Origin of the sequence: Formosa agariphila KMM 3901, assembly GCF_000723205.1 — a bacterium.
Classification (GTDB): domain Bacteria; phylum Bacteroidota; class Bacteroidia; order Flavobacteriales; family Flavobacteriaceae; genus Formosa; species Formosa agariphila.
In genome coordinates, this window is sequence record NZ_HG315671.1 from 2,715,430 (window position 1) to 2,736,451 (window position 21,022).

15 protein-coding genes and 1 pseudogene are annotated in these 21,022 nt (G+C 32.6%); 10 read left to right on the forward strand and 6 right to left on the reverse strand.

The genetic code is table 11. From position 1 onward, the window contains the following. Positions 1-74: 74 nt before the first annotated feature. Entirely contained in the window at positions 75-707 is a 633-nt protein-coding gene (locus tag BN863_RS11290; protein WP_038530631.1) for a Crp/Fnr family transcriptional regulator, read from the reverse strand. 108 nt (positions 708-815) lie between these two features. Continuing rightward, on the reverse strand, positions 816-1,883 hold the full coding sequence (locus BN863_RS11295) for an aldose epimerase family protein (RefSeq protein ID WP_038530633.1): 1,068 nt from the start codon (positions 1,881-1,883) through the stop codon (positions 816-818). 409 nt (positions 1,884-2,292) lie between these two features. On the opposite strand from BN863_RS11295, the gene BN863_RS11300 reads away from it, so the two are divergent. The 6 genes from BN863_RS11300 to BN863_RS11325 all read left to right on the forward strand — a co-directional run bounded on the left by BN863_RS11300 (position 2,293) and on the right by BN863_RS11325 (position 10,120). Then, positions 2,293-2,790 carry a GbsR/MarR family transcriptional regulator gene (locus tag BN863_RS11300; RefSeq protein ID WP_038530636.1) on the forward strand — a complete coding sequence of 166 codons (498 nt, stop codon included), beginning with the start codon at positions 2,293-2,295 and terminating at the stop codon, positions 2,788-2,790. A 23-nt stretch (positions 2,791-2,813) separates the two neighbouring features. After that, positions 2,814-3,944: an efflux RND transporter periplasmic adaptor subunit gene (locus BN863_RS11305; RefSeq protein WP_038530639.1), complete on the forward strand. Its 1,131-nt coding sequence runs from the start codon at positions 2,814-2,816 to the stop codon at positions 3,942-3,944. A gap of 13 nt (positions 3,945-3,957) precedes the next feature. After that, the gene (locus tag BN863_RS11310) at positions 3,958-7,101 is read left to right on the forward strand and encodes an efflux RND transporter permease subunit (protein WP_038530641.1); all 3,144 of its coding nucleotides are present in this window, start codon (positions 3,958-3,960) and stop codon (positions 7,099-7,101) included. A gap of 4 nt (positions 7,102-7,105) precedes the next feature. Next, positions 7,106-8,521 (forward strand): efflux transporter outer membrane subunit, encoded by a 1,416-nt coding sequence (locus BN863_RS11315; RefSeq protein ID WP_038530644.1) that lies wholly within the window; start codon positions 7,106-7,108, stop codon positions 8,519-8,521. 143 nt (positions 8,522-8,664) lie between these two features. Further along, positions 8,665-9,033 carry a hypothetical protein gene (locus BN863_RS11320; protein WP_038530647.1) on the forward strand — a complete coding sequence of 123 codons (369 nt, stop codon included), beginning with the start codon at positions 8,665-8,667 and terminating at the stop codon, positions 9,031-9,033. A gap of 10 nt (positions 9,034-9,043) precedes the next feature. Next, positions 9,044-10,120, forward strand: coding sequence for a M28 family metallopeptidase (locus tag BN863_RS11325; protein WP_242404026.1), 1,077 nt, complete (start codon positions 9,044-9,046; stop codon positions 10,118-10,120). A gap of 103 nt (positions 10,121-10,223) precedes the next feature. Here the strand turns inward: BN863_RS11325 and BN863_RS11330 are convergent, their stop codons facing one another. From BN863_RS11330 to BN863_RS11345, 4 genes are all read right to left on the reverse strand, one after another. Further along, a complete protein-coding gene (locus BN863_RS11330) occupies positions 10,224-10,670 on the reverse strand; it encodes a protein-disulfide reductase DsbD domain-containing protein (RefSeq protein WP_038530649.1) in 447 nt (148 codons plus the stop codon). A 223-nt stretch (positions 10,671-10,893) separates the two neighbouring features. Next, on the reverse strand, positions 10,894-12,459 hold the full coding sequence (locus BN863_RS11335; RefSeq protein ID WP_038530651.1) for a T9SS type A sorting domain-containing protein: 1,566 nt from the start codon (positions 12,457-12,459) through the stop codon (positions 10,894-10,896). A 17-nt stretch (positions 12,460-12,476) separates the two neighbouring features. After that, positions 12,477-13,136: a hypothetical protein gene (locus BN863_RS11340; RefSeq protein WP_038530653.1), complete on the reverse strand. Its 660-nt coding sequence runs from the start codon at positions 13,134-13,136 to the stop codon at positions 12,477-12,479. Then, a complete protein-coding gene (locus BN863_RS11345; RefSeq protein WP_038530656.1) occupies positions 13,133-15,667 on the reverse strand; it encodes a hypothetical protein in 2,535 nt (844 codons plus the stop codon). Before BN863_RS11345 ends, BN863_RS11340 begins: the two co-directional genes overlap by 4 nt. Before the next feature lie 386 nt (positions 15,668-16,053). Between BN863_RS11345 and BN863_RS11350 the strand changes: the two genes are divergently transcribed. From BN863_RS11350 to BN863_RS11365, 4 genes and pseudogenes are all read left to right on the forward strand, one after another. Continuing rightward, positions 16,054-17,373, forward strand: coding sequence for a flippase (locus tag BN863_RS11350; RefSeq protein ID WP_038530658.1), 1,320 nt, complete (start codon positions 16,054-16,056; stop codon positions 17,371-17,373). 23 nt (positions 17,374-17,396) lie between these two features. Next, complete coding sequence (locus BN863_RS11355; protein ID WP_038530660.1) at positions 17,397-18,632, forward strand: O-antigen ligase family protein; 1,236 nt, start codon at positions 17,397-17,399, stop codon at positions 18,630-18,632. Between the two features lie 395 nt (positions 18,633-19,027). Next, a complete protein-coding gene (locus tag BN863_RS11360) occupies positions 19,028-19,618 on the forward strand; it encodes a serine O-acetyltransferase (protein ID WP_038530662.1) in 591 nt (196 codons plus the stop codon). A 108-nt stretch (positions 19,619-19,726) separates the two neighbouring features. Beyond that, positions 19,727-20,924: pseudogene (locus BN863_RS11365) on the forward strand (IS256 family transposase). Positions 20,925-21,022: the final 98 nt, after the last annotated feature.

A 21,022-nucleotide genomic window follows, 5' to 3' on the forward strand; every position in this document is an offset into this window, starting at 1 on the left:
TTAGAATCTTTTTCTTAAGCTTGTTTTGTGTAGTGAAAAACGTACTCTAAAAAATTTAGAATGTACTTTTAATTTTATAAATCTAATAAATGAATCTGATTTCTATTAAGCTTTAAGTGGCCATTGTTTTCTAGCTTTTTAAGTAATCTAGAAATAACAACTCGCGATGTATGAAGATCTTGAGCAATATCTTGGTGCGTTACCGAAATGATTTCATTATGATTAACCATGGCTTTATCTTTTAAATATTTTAGCAGGCGCTCGTCCATTTTTAAAAAGGCAATGGTATCTATAGATTCTAATAACTCTACAGTACGCTCATGATAACTCTGAAGAATAAAGTTTTGCCAACTTTTATATTTCCCCATCCATTCTCCCATTTTTTCTACAGGTACCATAATAAGTGTTGCAGGCGTTTCGGCAATTGCTCGTATTTCGCTTTTAGAATTTCCCATACAACAAGATATACTCATGGTACAGGTATCGCCTTGTTCAATAAAATATAATAGCAATTCGTCTCCATCTTCATCTTCTCTTAAAATTTTAAGAGCACCACTTATTAATAATGGCATATGAGAAATAGTCTGACCAATATCCATAAGCACGAATCCTTCGGGAACGGCTTTAAACAATCCGCATTGGTTAACCTCTTGAAGTAATTCATTTTCAAATAAATATCCGTAATGTCTTTGCAACGCTTCAATCATAAGTTATATCTAAGATTTTAAAGATAAGAATTACTCAGGTAATCTGAATTGATTCGGAGGCCTATTTCAGAATAAAATGACTGTTAAAGCCTTATAAAACGGAAAAAACTAAACCACAGAAAACTTATAAGTTGTTGCCGAATGATAAAATTCGCCGGGTTGTAAAACCGTTGATGGAAATTGATTTTGATTGGGTGAATCTGGATAATGTTGCGTTTCTAGACACAAACCTGTTCTGTTTGCAAAAATTTCGCCATTTGCTAACGGCAAAGCAGCATCTATAAAATTCCCTGTGTATAACTGCACGCCAGGTTCTGTAGTATACACTTCCATATAGCGTTTGCTATCTTGATCTAAAACCGTTGCAAAACGTGTTAACCCTTTTTCGGTTTGATTAATTACAAAGGTATGATCGTAACCAAAACCATTTTTAATTTGCTGATTGTCGGCATTAATATCCTGACCAATACGTTTAGGTACTGTAAAATCGAATGGCGTGTTTTTAACCGATTCTAAATGCCCAAACGGAATTGCTGTCTCATCTATAGGCACAAAGAAATCTGCATCTATCATTAACTCCTGATTTTCTATAGATTTATAAAAATCTCCAGATAGATTAAAATAACTATGTTGCGTTAGGTTTACTAACGTTGGCTTATCTGTAATTCCTTTATACTGAATTTCTAAAGCATTTTCTGATGTTAACGTATATAATACTGTAACCTTTAAATTTCCAGGAAATCCGGCTTCCATGTCTGGACTTAAGTAAGCTAATTCTAAGGCAACAGTCTCTTCAGTTTCAATAGTTTTAGCATCCCACACTGCTTTATCAAATCCTTGGCTTCCACCGTGTAAATGGTGCGGTCCATTGTTAGTTTCTAAACTATACACCGTATCATTTAAAGTAAATTTTCCATGCGCTATGCGATTACCGTAACGCCCAATTATGGCTCCAAAAAATGTTGGGTTTTCTAAATACGAGTCCAATTTATCGTAACCTAAAACTATATTTTCGCTTACACCTTCACCATTCGGAACCTTTAAATTTGTGATAATACCTCCAAATGTAATGATATCGACTTCCATACCCTTTCCATTTTTAAGCTTAAACGTATCTACTTGTTGACCATTAGGAAGTGTTCCGTATACAGATTGTGTAATCGATGCTTTTTTCATAGAAATAATTTCAATTTAAATAGATTGTAATAGCATAAAGAAGTTTGCTAATTAGACTCCTTTTAAAAGTTTAAAAATAAGGATAATGAATTAACAACACTTCATTTTCAATACTATTTATAAAATCACTTTTGTTTTTTCAGATTCAATACATGTAAATTATAATGTAAGAGATGTTTTAATTATCCGACTTTCTAGTGAGTTATGTTAATTTTTTAAATTCTATTTTATACCTAAGTCATAGAAAACAACTTTTAACTGACATCACCACACTTATATTCAAGGTCTTAATTCCCATAACTTATTTTATTAATATAAAAATTGTGATACATTCATTTAACACTACTTTAACTTCTATTAGTTCGGAAAGTTCCGAACCAATACTATATTTGTCCAAATTTTAATAATTATGGAGAAACAGCTTCTTGAAGAAAAACATAACCTTGTAGAAAAGCTAGGTGTTATTTTAGAGAATAAGAATCAATTCGCTCCTCTTGCTAGCCGTATTGTTGCCTATGTAATTCTTACGGGAAAAGGTGGGACTACTTTTGAAGATTTAGTAATAAACTTATGCGCAAGTAAAAGTACAATCTCGACACATTTAAATCATCTATTAGATTTAAAGCAATTAGAATATTTCACTAAGCAAGGTGATCGAAAAAAGTATTACGTGATAAGTGAATGCCATATAGTCAACCACATGGAAAAAATGGTTGAAGCATGGACTTCTGAAAAGCAATTACATGTAGAAATGAAATCTTACAAACATAAAATGAACGAATTAATTACAGATGATTCTGAAAAATTCAGTTTAGATTTTCATAACAACTACATTGTTTTCTTAGACGAAGTTACTAAGTCCGTCTTAAAACTAAGAGAAAAAATAGAACACAATCAATCCAATTAATAGTCAAATCAAAAAAAAATAGTATGAAAAATAAACATTACATGATTGTATCGCTAGCCCTAATAGCGCTAACATTTATAAGTTGTGGAGACAGTAAATCTGAGCAACCCCAGCAACAACAGCAAGCTCCACCGTTTCCTGTTACCACATTACAAAATAAAACCGTAACCGCTTACCAAAATTATCCTACAAGTATAAAAGGGATTGTAAGTAGTCAAGTTAGAGCAAAAGTGAGTGGATACATTCAAAAAGTATTGGTTGATGAAGGTGAACCTGTAAAAAAAGGACAAGTTTTATTTAGATTAGAAACGCAATCTTTAAGTCAAGATGCAGGTGCAGCAAAAGCACGTGTAAACGTTGCTAAAGTTGAAGTTGATAAATTAGTGCCTTTAGTAGAACAAGGTATTATTAGTCAGGTTCAACTACAAACTGCTAAAGCAAATTTAGCACAAGCTGAAGCAAATTACAGCAGTATAAATGCTAGTATTGGTTACGCAACCATTAAAAGTCCGGTAGACGGTTATGTAGGTGCCATTAATTTTAGAGAAGGTACTTTAATTAGTCCTAGCGATCCAACGCCATTAACTACAGTTAGCGATATTAGTAAAGTGTATGCCTTTTTTAGTTTAAACGAAACACAATATTTAGATTTTCTACAAAATGCTGAAGGAAAAACTTTAGAAGAGAAATTATCTCACTATCCAGATGTGAATTTAATTCTAGCTAATGGCAGTATTTACCCAATAAAAGGAAAAATACAAACCAGTTCTGGACAGGTTAATCAAAATACTGGGACAGTAAGTCTTAGAGCTGTTTTCGATAACCCAAATCGTTTAATTACAAATGGTAGCAGTGGTAAAGTTCAAATCCCTATTATTTATGAAGATGCTATAGTGGTACCACAAAAAGCGACCTATGAACAACAAGGTAATGTTATGCTTTACAAATTAGGAGAAGATAATAAAACAAAAAATACCTTAATAAAAGTTAAAGCTGCCATAGATGGTTTATACGTTTTAGAATCTGGACTAAATGCAAACGACAAGATTGTAGCTTCAGGTGTTGGGAAAGTTAGAAACGATATGGTAATTACACCTCAAGACGTCCCTTTCGACGAAGTAACTAAGCCTATCGAAACCTTATTTAAAAACTAGAAATTAAGAACATATGTTAAAAACATTTATTGAAAGACCTGTCCTTTCAACGGTAATTTCTATTATCATAGTTATGCTTGGGGTAATTAGCATCACGAGCTTACCCGTTGAAGAATATCCAGATATTGCACCACCAACAATTAAAGTGGCAGCCTCTTATCCTGGAGCAAATGCAGAAACCGTTTTAGAGAGTGTAATTATTCCTATAGAAGAACAAATTAACGGTGTAGAAGGTATGACCTACATTACCTCTACAGCATCTAATAATGGTACTGCAGAAATCACTGTTTATTTTGACCAAGAAATGGATGCAGATATTGCAGCCGTAAACGTTCAAAACCGTGTGTCTAGAGCAAATCCGTTGTTACCTGCAGAGGTTATTGCAACTGGGGTTACCACACAAAAGCAAGAAACAAGTGCATTGATGTTTATCTCTATGTACTCTGAAAACGAAGATTACGACGCAACATTTATTCAGAATTACTTAAAAATTAATGTTATTCCTGCCATGCAGCGTATTAGCGGTGTTGGAGATGTAAGTGTATTTTCTCAGCAAGATTACGCCATGCGTGTGTGGTTGCAACCTGAAAAATTAGCGGCGTATAATTTAATACCATCCGATATTAGTGCCGTTTTAGCAGAACAAAATTTAGAAGCTGCAGCGGGTACTTTGGGTGAAAATAACGGAGAATCGTTTTCTTATGTTTTAAAATATAGCGGACGTTTTAAAGAACAACAACAATACGGAGATATTGTTATTAAAGCGCTTGGAAATGGAGAATTTCTAAGATTAGACGATGTGGCTAAAATTGAATTAGATGCACAATCGTATTCTTCGAATGCCATGAGTTTAGGAAATCCTGCTGTGTTTATGGGGATTTTCCAAACCAAAGGATCTAATGCTCAAGAGATTATCGAGAATATTAAAACGACTTTAGCCACGGTTGAAAAAGATTTACCAGAAGGATTAAAAGTTTTCGTGCCTTACGATACTAGTTTATTTTTAAATGCATCTATAGAAAAGGTAATACATACACTTTTAGAAGCATTCTTACTTGTATTCTTAGTGGTATTTATCTTCTTACAAGATTTCCGATCTACGTTAATTCCGGCCATAGCGGTTCCGGTATCAATTATTGGAACGTTCTTTTTCTTGAATGTTTTCGGATATTCGATAAACTTACTTACGCTATTTGCATTAGTACTCGCCATTGGTATTGTGGTAGATGATGCTATTGTTGTTGTGGAAGCTGTTCATGCCAAAATGGATGAAGGTGAAAAGAATCCTAAAACAGCAACTTTAGTTGCCATGAATGAAATATCTGGAGCCATTATATCTATTACTCTAGTCATGGCAGCCGTTTTTATTCCTGTAACTTTTGTAACGGGACCAACAGGTGTATTCTACGAACAATTTGGTGTCACGTTAATTATTGCCATTTTAATTTCGGCAGTAAACGCCTTAACATTAAGTCCGGCGTTATGTGCTTTATTATTGAAAACACATCACGAAGATGAAGATTTAAAAAACAAAAGTAAATTACAACGCTTTTACACATTGTTTAACCGCGGATTCAATGCTACCGTAGATCGCTACGGAAAATCACTTTCATTTTTATATAGAAAAAAATGGATTCCTGTTTTACTTTTAGTATTAGCTGTTGCAGGTATTTTCTGGGCGGCAAAAACAACGCCAACAGGATTTGTACCTAATGAAGATAGAGGGATTATTTTCGCAAACATCGAATTGCCAGCAGGTTCATCTTTAGATAGAACAGATGCTGTGTCTAAAGATTTATACCAACGAATTAAAGATGTTGAAGGTCTTGATGGTGTAAACTTTATTAAAGGACGAAGTTTAATTAGTGGTGCAGGTAGTAACTTTGGTTTCGGAATTATAAAACTTAAAGATTGGAGTGAACGTGAAGGCGAATCATTATCGTCGAACGCTATTACCGGAAAATTATTTGGTATAGCTGCAGCCATTCCTGAAGCAAATATTATATTCTTCGCCCCTCCTAGTATTCGAGGATTTGGTAATTCTGCTGGATTCGAGATTAACTTATTAGATAAATTTGGAGGAGAATTTACCGATTTAGATAAAATGAATCAGGAGTTTGCAGGTGCTTTAATGAAGCATCCAGAAATTAAATATGCACAATCTGCTTTTAACACCAAGTATCCTCAATACGAAATGGAAGTTAATGTGCCATTAGCGAAAGAAAAAGGAGTCCCTATTAATAGTATATTCTCGACGCTTCAAGGGTATATTGGTGGAATTTATGCGTCGGATTTCTCTCGTTTCGGAAAGCAATTTAGAGTATACATTCAAGCTTTACCAGAAGACAGAGCCAATGAAGATGCTTTAAACAGTATGTATGTAAGAACAGATTCTGGCGAAATGGCGCCTATTACACAGTTTGTAAATTTAAAACGTGTGTACGGTCCCCAGTCTGTAACCAGATTCAACTTATTTAATTCAACAACAATTACTGGTGCAACCAACGATGGATTTAGTACTGGGGATGCGATTAAAATTATTGAAGAAGAAGCTGCAAAATTACCTAGTAATTATTCTATTGCATATTCTGGGTTAACACGTGAAGAAGTAAATGCTGGTAACCAAACCACGTTTATTTTCATATTAAGTATCTTATTTGTGTATTTCTTATTAAGTGCACAATACGAAAGTTATTTATTACCATTTGCGGTTGTATTATCACTTCCTTTTGGAGTCTTTGGAGCCTATATAAGTACAAAATTCTTAGGTTTAGAAAACAACATTTATTTCCAAATTGCACTGATAATGCTTATCGGGTTACTCGCAAAAAATGCCATACTTATAGTAGAGTTTGCTTTACAACGACGGAAAAATGGAGAAAGTATTGTTGATGCCGCCTTCCACGGCGCAAAATCACGTTTACGTCCTATTTTAATGACTTCTTTAGCTTTCATCTTAGGATTAATGCCATTAGTTTTAGCAAAAGGTGTTGGTTCTGAAGGAAACAAATCGATAGGAACAGGTGCTGTTGGAGGGATGTTAATCGGTACATTCTTAGGTATATTTATTATACCAATCTTATTTATTTTATTCCAATGGTTACAAGAAAAAGTATCTAGTAAACCTGCAGTAATCGAACAACACATAGAACAATAATCGTATGATATCAATTATAAAACATAACCTATTTAGTAAAGTTGCGGTCTTACTTTTTGCTATGCTAACACTACAAAGCTGTTTTGTTGCAAAAGATTATGAACGACCAGAATTTGAAGAAACACCAGATTTATACAGAACGGATAATCTGCCAACAGATAGTATATCTATGGCAGATGTATCTTGGAAAGACCTGTTTACCGATACCTATCTAAATCAATATATTGAAGAAGGTTTAGAAAACAATATCGATATAAGAATGGCCATTCAGCAAATGGCTGCAGCCGAATCTTATGCAAAACAAGGAAAGGCAGGATATTTACCTACTATAGGCGTAGGCGCTACGGCAACACACCAGGAGTTATCTAAAAACAGCCAATTTGGTTCATTATTTAACGGTGGTATAGATCAATATGAATTAGCTGCAAACCTATCATGGGAAGCAGATATTTGGGGAAAGATTAGAAGTGCTAAACGTGCATCAGACGCGAATTACTTACAATCTGTTGCCGCTCACCGTGCTGTAAAAACCATGCTAGTATCTAGTATTGCTACCACTTACTATCAACTTTTAGCTTTAGATGCGCAATTAAAAGTTACTAACGAATCTATTGCTACACGTGAAAAAAGTGTTGAAACCATACAAGCATTAAAAGATGCTGGACAGGTTAATCAGGTTGCCGTAGACCAAAGTATTGCTCAGTTTAATAATGCAAGTGCATTAAAAATAGATATTGAAACTGCTATTTTTAGAACTGAAAACACTCTGAATTTACTTTTAGGTAAAAGTGCCAACACAATTGAAAGAACAGAATTAGACAGTCAGACTTTAGAAACAGACATGAAAGTTGGTGTACCATCTGTTTTATTAAGAAACCGACCAGACGTTATGGCTGCCGAATATGCTTTAAGAAATGCTTTCGAATTGACAAACGTTGCTAAAAGTCAGTTTTATCCATCTTTAACCTTAACAGCTTCTGGAGGATTCCAAAGTTTAGATTTAAAAGATTGGATTAGCGCCAATTCTATATTCGCCAATGTAATTGGTGGTTTGGCACAGCCTCTTTTAAACAAACGTAGCATAAGAACTCAACATGAAGTTGCGATAGCTCAACAAGAACAAGCACTATTAAATTTCGAAAAATCTTTACTTACAGCAGGAAACGAAGTTTCTAATACCTTGTATAAATACGATGCCGAAAAACGAAAAATTGTATTTATAGAAAATCAAGTTGTCGCTCTTAGAAAAGCTGAAGAAAACTCTGAAATTCTATTAAATAATGGATATGCTAATTATTTAGATTTACTAACTGCAAGAGCTACAGCTTTAAATGCCGAGCTTAGTGTGGTAGATAGTAAATTACAACAATTATTAAATGTAGTCGATTTATACGAAGCCCTTGGTGGTGGATGGAAATAGGAACAATATATTATATATAGTAACCTTAAAAAGCCCTTTTATCTTATAAAAGGGCTTTTCTGGTTTTAAACTTCATCTTTAATTTAGAAAAAATTGTATTTTTCGCCCTATTATCAGAATGACTTCAGATTAAAAACTAAATCATGAGAAAAATAAGTGTCGTAACAGCATTAGTTTTAGCCATTATAGCTACTATTTGGGCTACTTTACCGGCTTTTACATTTGCCATTATTCCAGGAATTACAGCTATACTTTTAGGGTATTATGGTTTACAATTATCTAAGCACAATATAAAATCTAAAAAAACAGCGCAGCTTGCTATGTTACTTAGTGGTTTAGCACTTATACTGCTAGCTTATAAATTCATCTTTATTCCTAAAGAAATTGTATCTCCACAAAAAGAAACTATAGAACAGCAAGCCTTAGAAAACGAAACTGACGATACCCTTGATGATTTAGAGGAGTTAGAAGCAGAAGACAATGGGCTGGAAACCGTTAAATCTAAATTTTAAAAAGTAACCTATGAACAATAAACATTATAATAAAAAACAGATGCCTTTACATTTTATTTTAGCCTTTTCTTCCTTATTTTTTGTTGCTGCTTGTGCAAATACAAATTCTAATACCGTAGAACAACATCCTAATTCGTTATTAGATTCTACTTTAGTTAGAAAATATGCTAACACAATTACAACTACAGATCTTAAACAGCATTTAGAAATTTATGCTTCAGATGATTTTGAAGGAAGAGCCACAGGTACTCCAGGACAAAAGAAAGCTGCAAATTATATCAAGGCGTTTTATATTAAGGAGCAAATCTCTTCTCCTATAGAGGACACCATATATTATCAGCATGTGCCTGCCTCCTATTTACCTGAAAACATCGAAGACTCAGAAAATGTACTCGCTTATATAAAAGGGTCTGAAAAACCAGAAGAAATTATTGTAATTTCTGCACATTTAGATCACGTTGGAGTTATTAAAGGTGAAATTTATAACGGTGCTGATGACGATGGTTCTGGAACAGTTGCTATTATGGAAATAGCACAAGCTTTTAAACAAGCTGCTTTGAATGGTGAAGGACCAAAACGTAGTATTTTATTTTTACATGTTACAGGAGAAGAATTAGGATTATACGGTTCACGATATTATTCTGAGCACCCTGTATTTCCTTTAAAAAATACCATTGCTAATTTAAATATTGATATGATAGGACGTGTAGACGATAAGCACAAAGACAACCCTGATTATATTTATTTAATTGGATCTGACCGTTTGAGTGACGACCTACATGAAGTATCTGAAAAAACAAACGATACTTATTTCAACCTAGAATTAGACTATACGTATAATGCTTTAGACGATAAAAACCGTTACTATTTTAGATCAGACCACTATAATTTTGCGAAGCACAACGTTCCTGTAATTTTCTATTTTAATGGTACTCATGCGGATTATCATAAAGCTACAGATACCGTAGATAAAATTAATTTCCCTATGCTACAAAAACGAGCTCAGCTTGTTTTTGCTACAGCATGGCAATTGGCTAATCAAGAGCATCGTCCTGCATTAAATGACGATGTCAAACTAGAAGACTAATACTGTAGAATAAATAGTATTCGTATAAAAAAACCTTCAACAGTAGTCTATTGAAGGTTTTTTTTCGTTTTATAAACTTGTCTTTTTAGTAACGACTGATGTACTATTTAACAATAAATTCTAAATCAACTTCTGTAGGTGGTAAACATCTAGAATCATCGCAAACCATAAATTCTACAACACCATTTACTGTAAAAGGTATATCTCCCTTCACTTTAACACGTTGTCTAAATTCAACTTCACCATCGAAATATTTTATTTTCATTTCAAAAATAGGATCGTCGATTATATGACCTTGCTCTTCTTGAGTATTTCCTTTTTTCAAATAATCCTTACTTCCTTTATAAGTAAAAGTTGTAGGAATTGGTCCACCCTCCGGAACTGTTTGAGAATACAAATGCCACCCTTGATCTATAGTTGCCGTAGCCACCAATTCATATTCAGTTTCTGAAACTTTAGTCACAGAAGTCGACCATTTTACAGGCTCTAAAATTTGAGCATTTACAGAACCGACAATCATAAAAACAAGAAGTAATACTATTTTATTCATAATTAATTATTTTTCATTAAAATTTTGATATAGATGCAATACGGCAGTATCACTGATTTCAAATATATGTGAATATCCTATTTATCACATTAAAATAGATTTAAACTTATATATTTTTTAACATTTTGTGTTGTTTATTATCCTTCATAAAACCGCTCAAAAATATAAGCATTAAAAAACCGTCTAAATATTTTAGACGGTTCTTTTAAACTTTGCTTTTCTATTATTGTAAAATTAATTTTTTAGTAATAGGCACCCCTCGGCGTTGAATAGATATTAAATAAACCCCTTTAGGATATCTAGACACATCTAAAGTTTCGTGCATCAAGCTTCCATCAGAAGCAATAACTTCATTATACAGTAGTTTACCAGACATATCGTAAATTCTAACAGGAGTATTATCTTCTAAACCTGCAATTTTTAAATTTAAAACATCTGTTGCAGGATTCGGATACATACTGAATTCAAAATCTAATGGCTCTACTTCTGTATCTTCAACTTTAAAGGCTTCAACAGTTACCATAATATCATCTGTACTAGAACAACCACTAGCATTATATACTGTAACAGTATAAATTGTAGTTACATTTGGACTTACAGTAATATTTTTGGTAGTTTCTCCTGAACTCCATAAATAACCAGTACCTCCAGAGGCACTTAAAGTTACTGTTTCACCGTCTTCGATAGTTTGATCGATTCCAGCATTAGCAACTGGTAAAGCATTTACATTTACAGTCACTTCTGCAGTATCCGATACGCCGTCTTCTGAAACGTCAACACTATAGGTTGTTGTGGTATGTGGTGATACTGAAATTGAGGATGATGTTGATCCGTTACTCCATTTATAACTTGTTCCGCCGCTAGCGGTAAGTGTAACCGTCTCGCCTTCACAAATCGTTTGATTATCTCCGGCATCGGCTATCACTTCAACTTTATTTGCATTTACAGTAACAGTAACTTGGTCTTTATCTGAACAGTCGCCTTCGTTGAAAACTTCAACAGTATAGGTTTTTGTCTGATTTGGTGATACAGTGATATTTTGAGTTGTTTCACCGGTATTCCAAATATAACGTGTTCCGCCTGACGCTGATAAAGTGATGCTTTCACCTTGATCAATTATTTTATTAGCGCCAGCATTGGCAACTGGTAATGCATTTACATTTACAGTCACTTCTGCAGTATCTGAAACGCCGTCTTCTGAAACTTCAACGCTATAGGTTGTTGTTGTATTTGGTGATACTGAAATTGAGGATGATGTTGCTCCGTTACTCCACTTGTAACTTGTTCCACCGCTAGCTGTAAGTGTTACCGTTTCACCTTCACAAATCGTTTGATTGTCTCCGGCATCGGCTATCACTTCAACTTTATTTGCATTTACAGTAACAGTAACTTGGTCTGAATCTGAACAGTCGCCTGCGTTGAAAACTTCAACAGTATAGGTTTTAGTCTGATTTGGTGATACAGTGATATTTTGAGTTGTCTCACCGGTATTCCAAATATATCGTGTTCCGTCTGACGCTGATAAGGTGATGCTTTCACCTTGATCAATTGTTTTGTTAGCGCCAGCATTAGCAACTGGTAAAGCATTAACATTTACAGTCACTTCTGCAGTATCTGAAACGCCGTCTTCTGAAACTTCAACGCTATAGGTTGTTGTTGTATGTGGTGATACTGAAATTGATGAGGATGTTGCTCCGTTACTCCACTTATAACTTCTTCCGCCGCTAGCGGTAAGTGTAACCGTCTCACCTTCACAAATCGTTTGATTGTCTCCGGCATCGGCTATCACTTCAACTTTATTAGCATTTACAGTAACAGTAACTTGGTCTGAATCTGAACAGTCGCCTGCGTTGAAAACTTCAACAGTATAGGTTTTTGTCTGATTTGGTGATACAGTGATATTTTGGGTTGTTTCACCGGTATTCCAAATATATCTGCTCCGCCTGACGCTGATAAAGTGATGCTTTCACCTTGATCAATTGTTTTATTAGCACCAGCATTGGCAACTGGTAAAGCATTTACATTTACAGTCACTTCTGCAGTATCCGATACGCCGTCTTCTGAAACTTCAACACTATAGGTTGTTGTTGTATTTGGTGATACTGAAATTGAGGATGATGTTGCTCCGTTACTCCATTTATAACTTGTTCCGCCGCTTGCGGTAAGTGTTACCGTCTCGCCTTCACAAATCGTCTGATTGTCTCCGGCATCGGCATTAACTTCTATTTGTGGAATGTTTACTGTTACTCGAACCTGGTCTGAATCTGAACAGTCGCCTGCGTTGAAAACTTCAACAGTATAGGTTTTAGTCTGATTTGGTGATACTGTGATATTTTGGGTTGTCTCACCGGTATTCCAGATATATCGTGTTCCACCTGACGCTGATAAAGTGATGCTTTCACCTTGATCAATTGTTTTATTAGCCCCAGCATTAGCAACTGGTAATGCATTTACACTTACAGTCACTTCTGCAGTATCCGATACGCCGTCTTCGAAACTTCAACACTATAGGTTGTTGTTGTATTTGGTGATACTGAAATTGAGGATGATGTTGCTCCGTTACTCCATTTATAACTTGTTCCGCCGCTTGCGGTAAGTGTTACCGTCTCGCCTTCACAAATCGTTTGATTGTCTCCGGCATCAGCATTAACTATTATTTGTGGAATGTTTACTGTAACGGTAACTTGGTCTGAATCTGAACAGTCACCTTCATTGAAAACTTCAACAGTATAGATTTTAGTCTGATTTGGTGATACGGTGATATTTTGAGTTGTCTCACCGGTATTCCAAATATAACGTGTTCCACCTGACGCTGATAAAGTGATGCTCTCGCCTTGATCAATTGTTTTATTAGCGCCAGCATTAGCAACTGGTAATGCATTTACATTTACAGTCACTTCTGCAGTATCCGATACGCCGTCTTCCGAAACTTCAACACTATACGTTGTTGTTGTATTTGGTGATACTGAAATTGATGATGATGTTGATCCGTTACTCCATTTATAACTTGTTCCGCCGCTAGCGGTAAGTGTAACCGTCTCGCCTTCACAAATCGTTTGATTGTCTCCGGCATCGGCAATTACTTCAACTTTATTAGCATTTACAGTAACGGTAACTTGGTCTTGAGATTCACATCCGTTTTGAGACACAGTAACGGTATAAGTTGTTGTTTGTTCTGGTGAAACGGTAATATCAGGCGTAGATTCTCCTGTACTCCATTTAATAGATCCTGTTCCAGATACTGACAGCGTAGTGCTTTCTCCTAAATCAATTGTTTTATCGCTCCCGGCGTTTATCGTTTGCCTGGGAGACACGGTTACTGTAACTTCATCGGAACTTGAACATGTTCCGTTTGAAGCAGTAACCGTGTACGTGGTTGTTTTATCGGGTTTAACTGTTATTGTTTTGGCTGTCTCGCCTGTACTCCATTTAAAATCACCAGACCCACTCGCTGTTAGTTGAACAGAACTATCTTCGCAAACTTCAACATCATCACCCGCATCAATTGTTGGTAAATCTTGAACAGTAACTTTCACTTCATCTGTATCTGAATTACCAGAATCGTCCTTTCCTGTAACTGTATATGTTGTAGTGCTGTTTGGTGAAACAGTAATACTTTGTGTTTTTTCTCCTGTACTCCATTCGTAAGTTGAAGCACCTGTAGCTTTTAATGTCACTTCATCATCCTTGCAGATTGTTTGATCTTCACCGGCGTTAACTTCTATATTAACTGCTACATCTGAATCTTGAGAAAATTCAACAACCCAAGCAAAAGGATGTTTTTGTACTTCTACTTCATCAATTTCCATATTAGATTTAAAAACTAATTTAGTACCGTCTGGACTTACTGAGGCATGCGGTTCATGATAGTATTTTTTATTTGTTTTTGCATATGTTTTAGAAAACCTATTAACAATAACTTTCCCTGTTACTTTTTCATCTAATTTCACTGCAAAAATCTCCCTAAACGCCGCATAGTCTTGAGGTTGAGAAATATCTCCATGATCATTTATATATGCCCAACCTGGACGATTTATATTTCGACAACTTACATGTCCACCTGACACATAACTATATTGAATTTCTTTATCATTCCCTTCTAAAGTAATACTTCTAATATAATTATCATCATTTGATACCCAAACTTCTTTCCCATTTTGATCGAAACCAATATCTCCATGAGGATTGATATCTGTAAGATGTCGAAGTAAATTTAATTTTTTATCGTAGGATTTTGTCCCTTCAAATTTACCTCCACCACGTGTATTATATTGAATTAAAACATAATCACCACTCTGAGACATAGATATCCAATTAATATTTGATAATGGAGTGCCTATATTTGTTTCAGTAACAATTAAATCATTTTTTATATCGTATATAACAACCCAACAATCTGTACCTGAGCTCTGCCTAGTCCCATATAATGAGATATATCTATCATCCGTTGATAAATTAGTTTCCGAAGTCCAATGTGATAAAACATTATAATTACTAAAAGTTTTTGTAAAAATTAGATTATTCTTAAAACTTATTGGATCTAACTTATAAATTTTAAGAAAATTACTTCGTACTGAAGTACCATAATTAATCAATGGATTGGTATTACTCCACCCTAAATTACCTATATTATTATTAGATAGCAATTTATAAGTCTTACCATCTAAAATATTTGATGAACTCAATGAAATTAAAGACTGATCAGAATTCCAGGCTTGTCTTTTTGAATATGAATGAACTAAACCAATTACATCTCCTCCAAATAGTGATAAATCGGATATACGTGTAATAGTGTTATTGAAATTTTCATCCTGAAATGGCTCTAAATAAGTTGGTAAGGACTTAGGAGGAGTGTAATTTACTTTACTCATAACAGTTTCTTTAGGATATTGCTGAGCATAAACAGCAGAGTTGCTTAACATTATAAATAGAAATAATCTAATAATAATGTGAAGCGCTTCAATTTTACTTGAAACGCGAGATTTGGTTAAGTTCATTGTACTAAAAATTTGGGGGCAATTGGGATTATTTCAACTTTACTTCATCAAACTTATATATAAATATCATGAAATACATATTTATTCGATAAAGTGTATTGTTTTGAATGAAAAAACTTACTTTAATTTATTAAAAACATCTATTAGCTATAATTTAAACTCAAAAGTATTTACGATGAAATACACAATTTAGACGTCAAAAGAACAATTTGATTTTTAAAAACTCTATTTACTTTCCAAAGAAATCTATCTATGTAGTTCAAAAAGCTAATAAACACAGTCCTAAAATCTTTAAATGATAAACGAATAATTTGGTCTTTTAACAAAAAAATAACTATTGAATATCATAATTATATACCTTGTTCAAAATTTGACTATATGTCCCAATGGATCAACTAAAACTGTACTATCAGAAATTTAAAATTTATATAACCAACTCTATTTGGGTTGTATTGAGTTTAGTCATTAGAACATTAATAACTATTTTCATTGTATCTAAAATTGCCAAATTATTAGGAGCAACAGAATTTGGTTGGTATAATTTAGGGATATCTATTTTCACAATATTATATTCTTTTTCTACACTAGGATTTGGATATTCCTTTTTAATAAAGTACCTGTCAAATAAGAATTATAATAAAGAAGAAATAATAGGTACGGCTTTACTTTCAAGATTAGTCGTTTCCTCTCTTATTATCATATTACTATCTTCCTATATATTTTTTTATCAAACAGATTCCCATTATTGGGCTGTGGTTATAGCTAGTTTATCAATAATATTTCAATCGTCAGAAGTAATTACCACGTATTTTCAATATAAAATGAAAGCAAACATATATGTTCCTATTACACTAGTTACACTTATAATTGAATCTGTTCTACTAATAGCAGGTATTTATTATGAGCTTGGTTTAATTTATTTTATAACTATTTATTCTCTAGAAAGATTATTTATATTAATCGGTTTATTAATTTTTTTAAATTTTGAAATAAAACTAAAATCTCTCAGTTTCGACAAAAGGTTGTTAAGAAAATTACTTATACAATCTTGGCCTTTATTACTAGGAGCTTTATTAACAGCTATTTACGCGAGGTTTGACCAGGTATTAATAAAACACTTCCTAACCGCTTATGATTTAGGATTATATGGAACTAGTATAATTCTTTCTCAAATTTGGTATGTAATCCCCTCACTAATTATTCCAATTATTTTTCCTAAAATTGCGGATTTAAAAACCCAAACAAATAAAAAGAAATATTATGATTTGATTTTCACACTTTACGGAATTTTAAATTATTTAGCAATGGGAATAATTGTTTTTATTTACATTTTTGGAAAATATATAATTCTTTATCTTTATGGTATAGAGTATATTGAAAGCTTTGACATATTAAAGATATTATGTCTCAATTTAATAATTTCCTTTCAAAGTAATTTAACAACTAATTTAATGATTGTGGAAAACGAAGAAAATTATTTATTCAAAATAAAATTTATTGGTGTTATATCTAATATTTTATTAAACATCCTCTTCTTATCTACAATGGGCGTTAAGTTTGCAGCTTATTCCTTAATTTTATCATCTTTTTTATCTTGGATTTTAATGTCTGTATTTAATAAAAAAATGTTAGAATTATTAAAACTAAATCTTAAATCATATTTAATCCCACTTCATTATAAGCAAGTTTTAACTAGCTTTAAATAATTTGATTAAAAGCCCCAACTAATATGAAGTATATAATAGCTTTTCTTATTATCCTATTTGCATCATTTACTGATATTTTTTTATCTCAAATAGGTATTATACCTGTAGAACCCGCTTATTTTTTAATTCCATTATTTTTTGTATTATGTCTTTTAAGATATCATTTAAAGGAGCTTACTCAAGTTTTCAAAACACATACCTTTAAATTACTTTTTATTTTCTTATTATTTTCAATAATATATACTTCTTTTTCTTCCGCCCCAATCGATACTATAATTACTGAGATAACTTTAAATATAATTACAATACTTATTTATATTTTTACAGTCCAGTTTTTCAGATCAGAAAACAAAAAAATTATTTTTGCAGTTTTCTTTATATCATTCTTAATACTTTCTTCTAGCATATGGTATGATCTTTTCTTTGGATTACCTAAACACACTCAAGCTCTTGAAGACCTTGTAAGAAAAGGAGGGTTTGGTGCAAATCCAAATCGGGCCGCTGCTGGTTTAAAATTTTTATCTCTTGGTGCCCTATATTTTTTACAGAGAAATAATCTAAAACGTAATATGTTTATTTTGGTAATGGTTGCTTCTGTATTTATTACTTTTTCTAGGGGAGGTTTAGTTTCCATACTTTTCATAATTATTTTAGGCTATACAAATAATTGGGATACGAAATTCAACATAAACTTTCAAAAGCTTATGAAAAACACATTTAAAATGATAATGGTTCTTGCGAGTTTATATATTGGTCTTTTAGTATTTGCAGACTATATAAAAGAAAAGTTTCCGATTTATGCCGCAGGATCTGCGGGGGAGCGATTAGACTATTTATTAGGAAAAGGTGATAGCACGACTCTTTCTGACGATGTTGGCTCTGGTAATGGAAGAGGTGATTTAGTTATAAAATTTGCTAATGAATTTATGTCCCACCCCTTAGGACAGGGGACTGCTTATAGTTCTGATATTAGAATATTTCCTCAAAACACTCACAACTTTTATCTGTTTATAGGTGTAAACTATGGGTTTATTGTTTTAATTATATATCTTATTTATTTACTTTATAGTTTAAAACTTTCATTTACATCGAATAACTTTTTTTATTTCATTTTAGTACTGTTATTACTATTTGAAGGTATTGTTTCGCACTATTTTCTATATATAAGGGCTGTTATAATATGTATTGCATTTTTTGACAGTGTTATTATTTTTAAACAAAAAGAAGATTATCAACAAAATTTTATTGAAAAATTATAAACAGAAATATTTTCTATAAATCTGTATCTCAATTAATCTTTTAAAACATAAAAATATTTAAGCCTATTAATACAAAACTTCATTATATAATTTAATTAAAAAATATTATCAATAAACAAACAAAGATTATTAGCCTTAATTATAGTATTATATTATAGAAATTTTTAGCTGTATATAGCAGTGGGCTGTCAAAAAAAATTAAAAATAATTAGAATAACATACTACTTTAATAAATGAATATAACAATATGTGTAATCTTGGTAGACATTTTATGCTACCTTAAATTCACTTAGTAATAAAAAAATATTATCGAAGTTACGTTCCATAAGATTATATCAATTAATTCACGACCTTTAGTAAACAATGAGCAACAAAAAATAAATTTAGAAATAATTATGATTACCTCTAAAAAATTATATAATTTATATTTAATTGCTGATAAAAAAGCGCTCAATATATCTTCTAATTCTATAACAGATAAATTAAAGAATTCTTTATTTCCTAGTCCCAACTGGAAATTTCAAAAACTTTTACGAAAGCTAGAATATCATAATAACTGTAAAAATAAAGGTGTTTATAAAATTTATTATATTTATTTAAAATACAAATACCGTAACCTTTCTCAGAAATTAGGATTTTCAATACCTATAAACGTTTTTGGACCAGGTTTATCTATAGTTCATTATGGAACTATAGTAGTTAACAGTGCTGCCAAAGTTGGAAAGAATTGTAGAATTCATGTATGTACTAATATTGGAGCATCAGGCGGGTCTAGTAAAGCTCCACAAATTGGAGACAATGTATATATAGCTCCTGGTGCCAAAATTTATGGTGATATTACTATAGCTAATAATACTGCTATCGGAGCAAATGCTGTTGTAAATAAATCATTTATTGAAGAAAACATGATGATTGCCGGTAATCCAGCTAAAGCAATAAAAAAAATTGATATAAATAGAGTAATTCAATATATAGATACCAATTAATTGACGTGATTTTCAGGCAGTATCTCATAAACTGTGTAAGTTTTAAAATCTCAGGTTAAATATTAATCTGAGATTTTTTTATTCATTAATTTTAACTTTTACACACTTATGAAACCAGAAGATTTATTAAACGAAGACTTTTTAAAACAATTCAAGAATGCACCAGAGCTAACATCCTTTTTAGAACAGTTGCACAAACGTGGTATTGAGAAGTTACTAGAAGGGGAACTAGATGCCCATTTAGACTACGATAAGCACAAAAAAAGTAAAGCAGCCAACCTTCGAAATGGTTACACTAAAAAGAAATTAAAATCCGTTTTAGGAGAAACAGAGATTCAAGTTCCTCGAGACCGTGATAGTTCTTTTAATCCTTTAATTGTAAAGAAAAGAGAAAGTACAACAGAAGGCATCGAAAATATTATTATATCGCTTTATGCCAAAGGCATGAGTAACAGTGATATTGAAGAACAAATACGTGAGCTGTACGATTTTAATATTTCTACATCCACTATTTCAAGGATTACAGATAAGATTACAGAAGATGTTATTGCTTGGCGGAACAGGCCTTTGGAGGCCACTTACCTAATTGTTTGGATGGATGGCATCGTATTTAAAAGTTAGGGAAAACTCTAAAGTCATAAACAAGACTATTTATATTGCAGTAGGCCTGAGAACAGATGGCAAAAAGGAAGTCCTAGGATTATGGTTAGGTAAAAATGAATCTTCAGCCTTTTGGATGAGTGTTTTAACCGATATTAAAGCTCGAGGAACTCAAGATATACTTATCACAGCTACCGATAATTTAAATGGATTTACGGATACTATTAAAACTATTTTTCCGAAATCAACGACTCAAATTTGTGTTGTGCATCAAATAAGAAATTCGTGTCGTTACGTGGTCTGGAAGGACAAAAAGGAATTTACTCGTGACATGAAGCAAATCTATACTGCTCCTACAAAAGAAGCTGCCAAAGCTGCTTTAAATGACTTCAAAACTAAATGGGATTCTAAATATTCTTACGCCATTAAAAGTTGGGAAAATAATTGGGATGAGCTTACAGTATTCTTTGATTTTCCTATTGAAATAAGAACCATAATCTACACCACAAATCTTATAGAAAACCTAAATGGAAAGATACGGAAATACACAAAAAACAAACTCTCGTTTCCAACCGATGAAGCAGTTATGAAATCCGTGTTTTTAGCTTTGAGAGAAAGCACTAAAAAATGGACCATGCCAATCAGAAATTGGGGAGTGATACTAAATCAATTTTTAGCTATATTTGAAAACAGGATTAAGTTATAAATAACCTAACCCTGAAATTTTGAACTTACACCCTTTTTAGGATAGTATCGATTTTCACACTATTTCATATTCCAACAATTAAAATAAAAAAAATACTT

Excerpts from the sequence above, each read along its gene's own strand:
- BN863_RS11355 (WP_038530660.1), top strand. The coding sequence starts at position 17,397 with ATGAAGTATATAATAGCTTTTCTTATTATCCTATTTGCATCATTTACT.
- BN863_RS11300 (WP_038530636.1), top strand. The coding sequence starts at position 2,293 with ATGGAGAAACAGCTTCTTGAAGAAAAACATAACCTTGTAGAAAAGCTA.
- BN863_RS11305 (WP_038530639.1), top strand. The coding sequence starts at position 2,814 with ATGAAAAATAAACATTACATGATTGTATCGCTAGCCCTAATAGCGCTA.
- BN863_RS11310 (WP_038530641.1), top strand. The coding sequence starts at position 3,958 with ATGTTAAAAACATTTATTGAAAGACCTGTCCTTTCAACGGTAATTTCT.
- BN863_RS11315 (WP_038530644.1), top strand. The coding sequence starts at position 7,106 with ATGATATCAATTATAAAACATAACCTATTTAGTAAAGTTGCGGTCTTA.
- BN863_RS11350 (WP_038530658.1), top strand. The coding sequence starts at position 16,054 with ATGGATCAACTAAAACTGTACTATCAGAAATTTAAAATTTATATAACC.
- BN863_RS11325 (WP_242404026.1), top strand. The coding sequence starts at position 9,044 with ATGAACAATAAACATTATAATAAAAAACAGATGCCTTTACATTTTATT.
- BN863_RS11330 (WP_038530649.1), bottom strand. The coding sequence starts at position 10,670 with ATGAATAAAATAGTATTACTTCTTGTTTTTATGATTGTCGGTTCTGTA.
- BN863_RS11360 (WP_038530662.1), top strand. The coding sequence starts at position 19,028 with ATGATTACCTCTAAAAAATTATATAATTTATATTTAATTGCTGATAAA.
- BN863_RS11290 (WP_038530631.1), bottom strand. The coding sequence starts at position 707 with ATGATTGAAGCGTTGCAAAGACATTACGGATATTTATTTGAAAATGAA.
- BN863_RS11295 (WP_038530633.1), bottom strand. The coding sequence starts at position 1,883 with ATGAAAAAAGCATCGATTACACAATCTGTATACGGAACACTTCCTAAT.
- BN863_RS11345 (WP_038530656.1), bottom strand. The coding sequence starts at position 15,667 with ATGAACTTAACCAAATCTCGCGTTTCAAGTAAAATTGAAGCGCTTCAC.
- BN863_RS11320 (WP_038530647.1), top strand. The coding sequence starts at position 8,665 with ATGAGAAAAATAAGTGTCGTAACAGCATTAGTTTTAGCCATTATAGCT.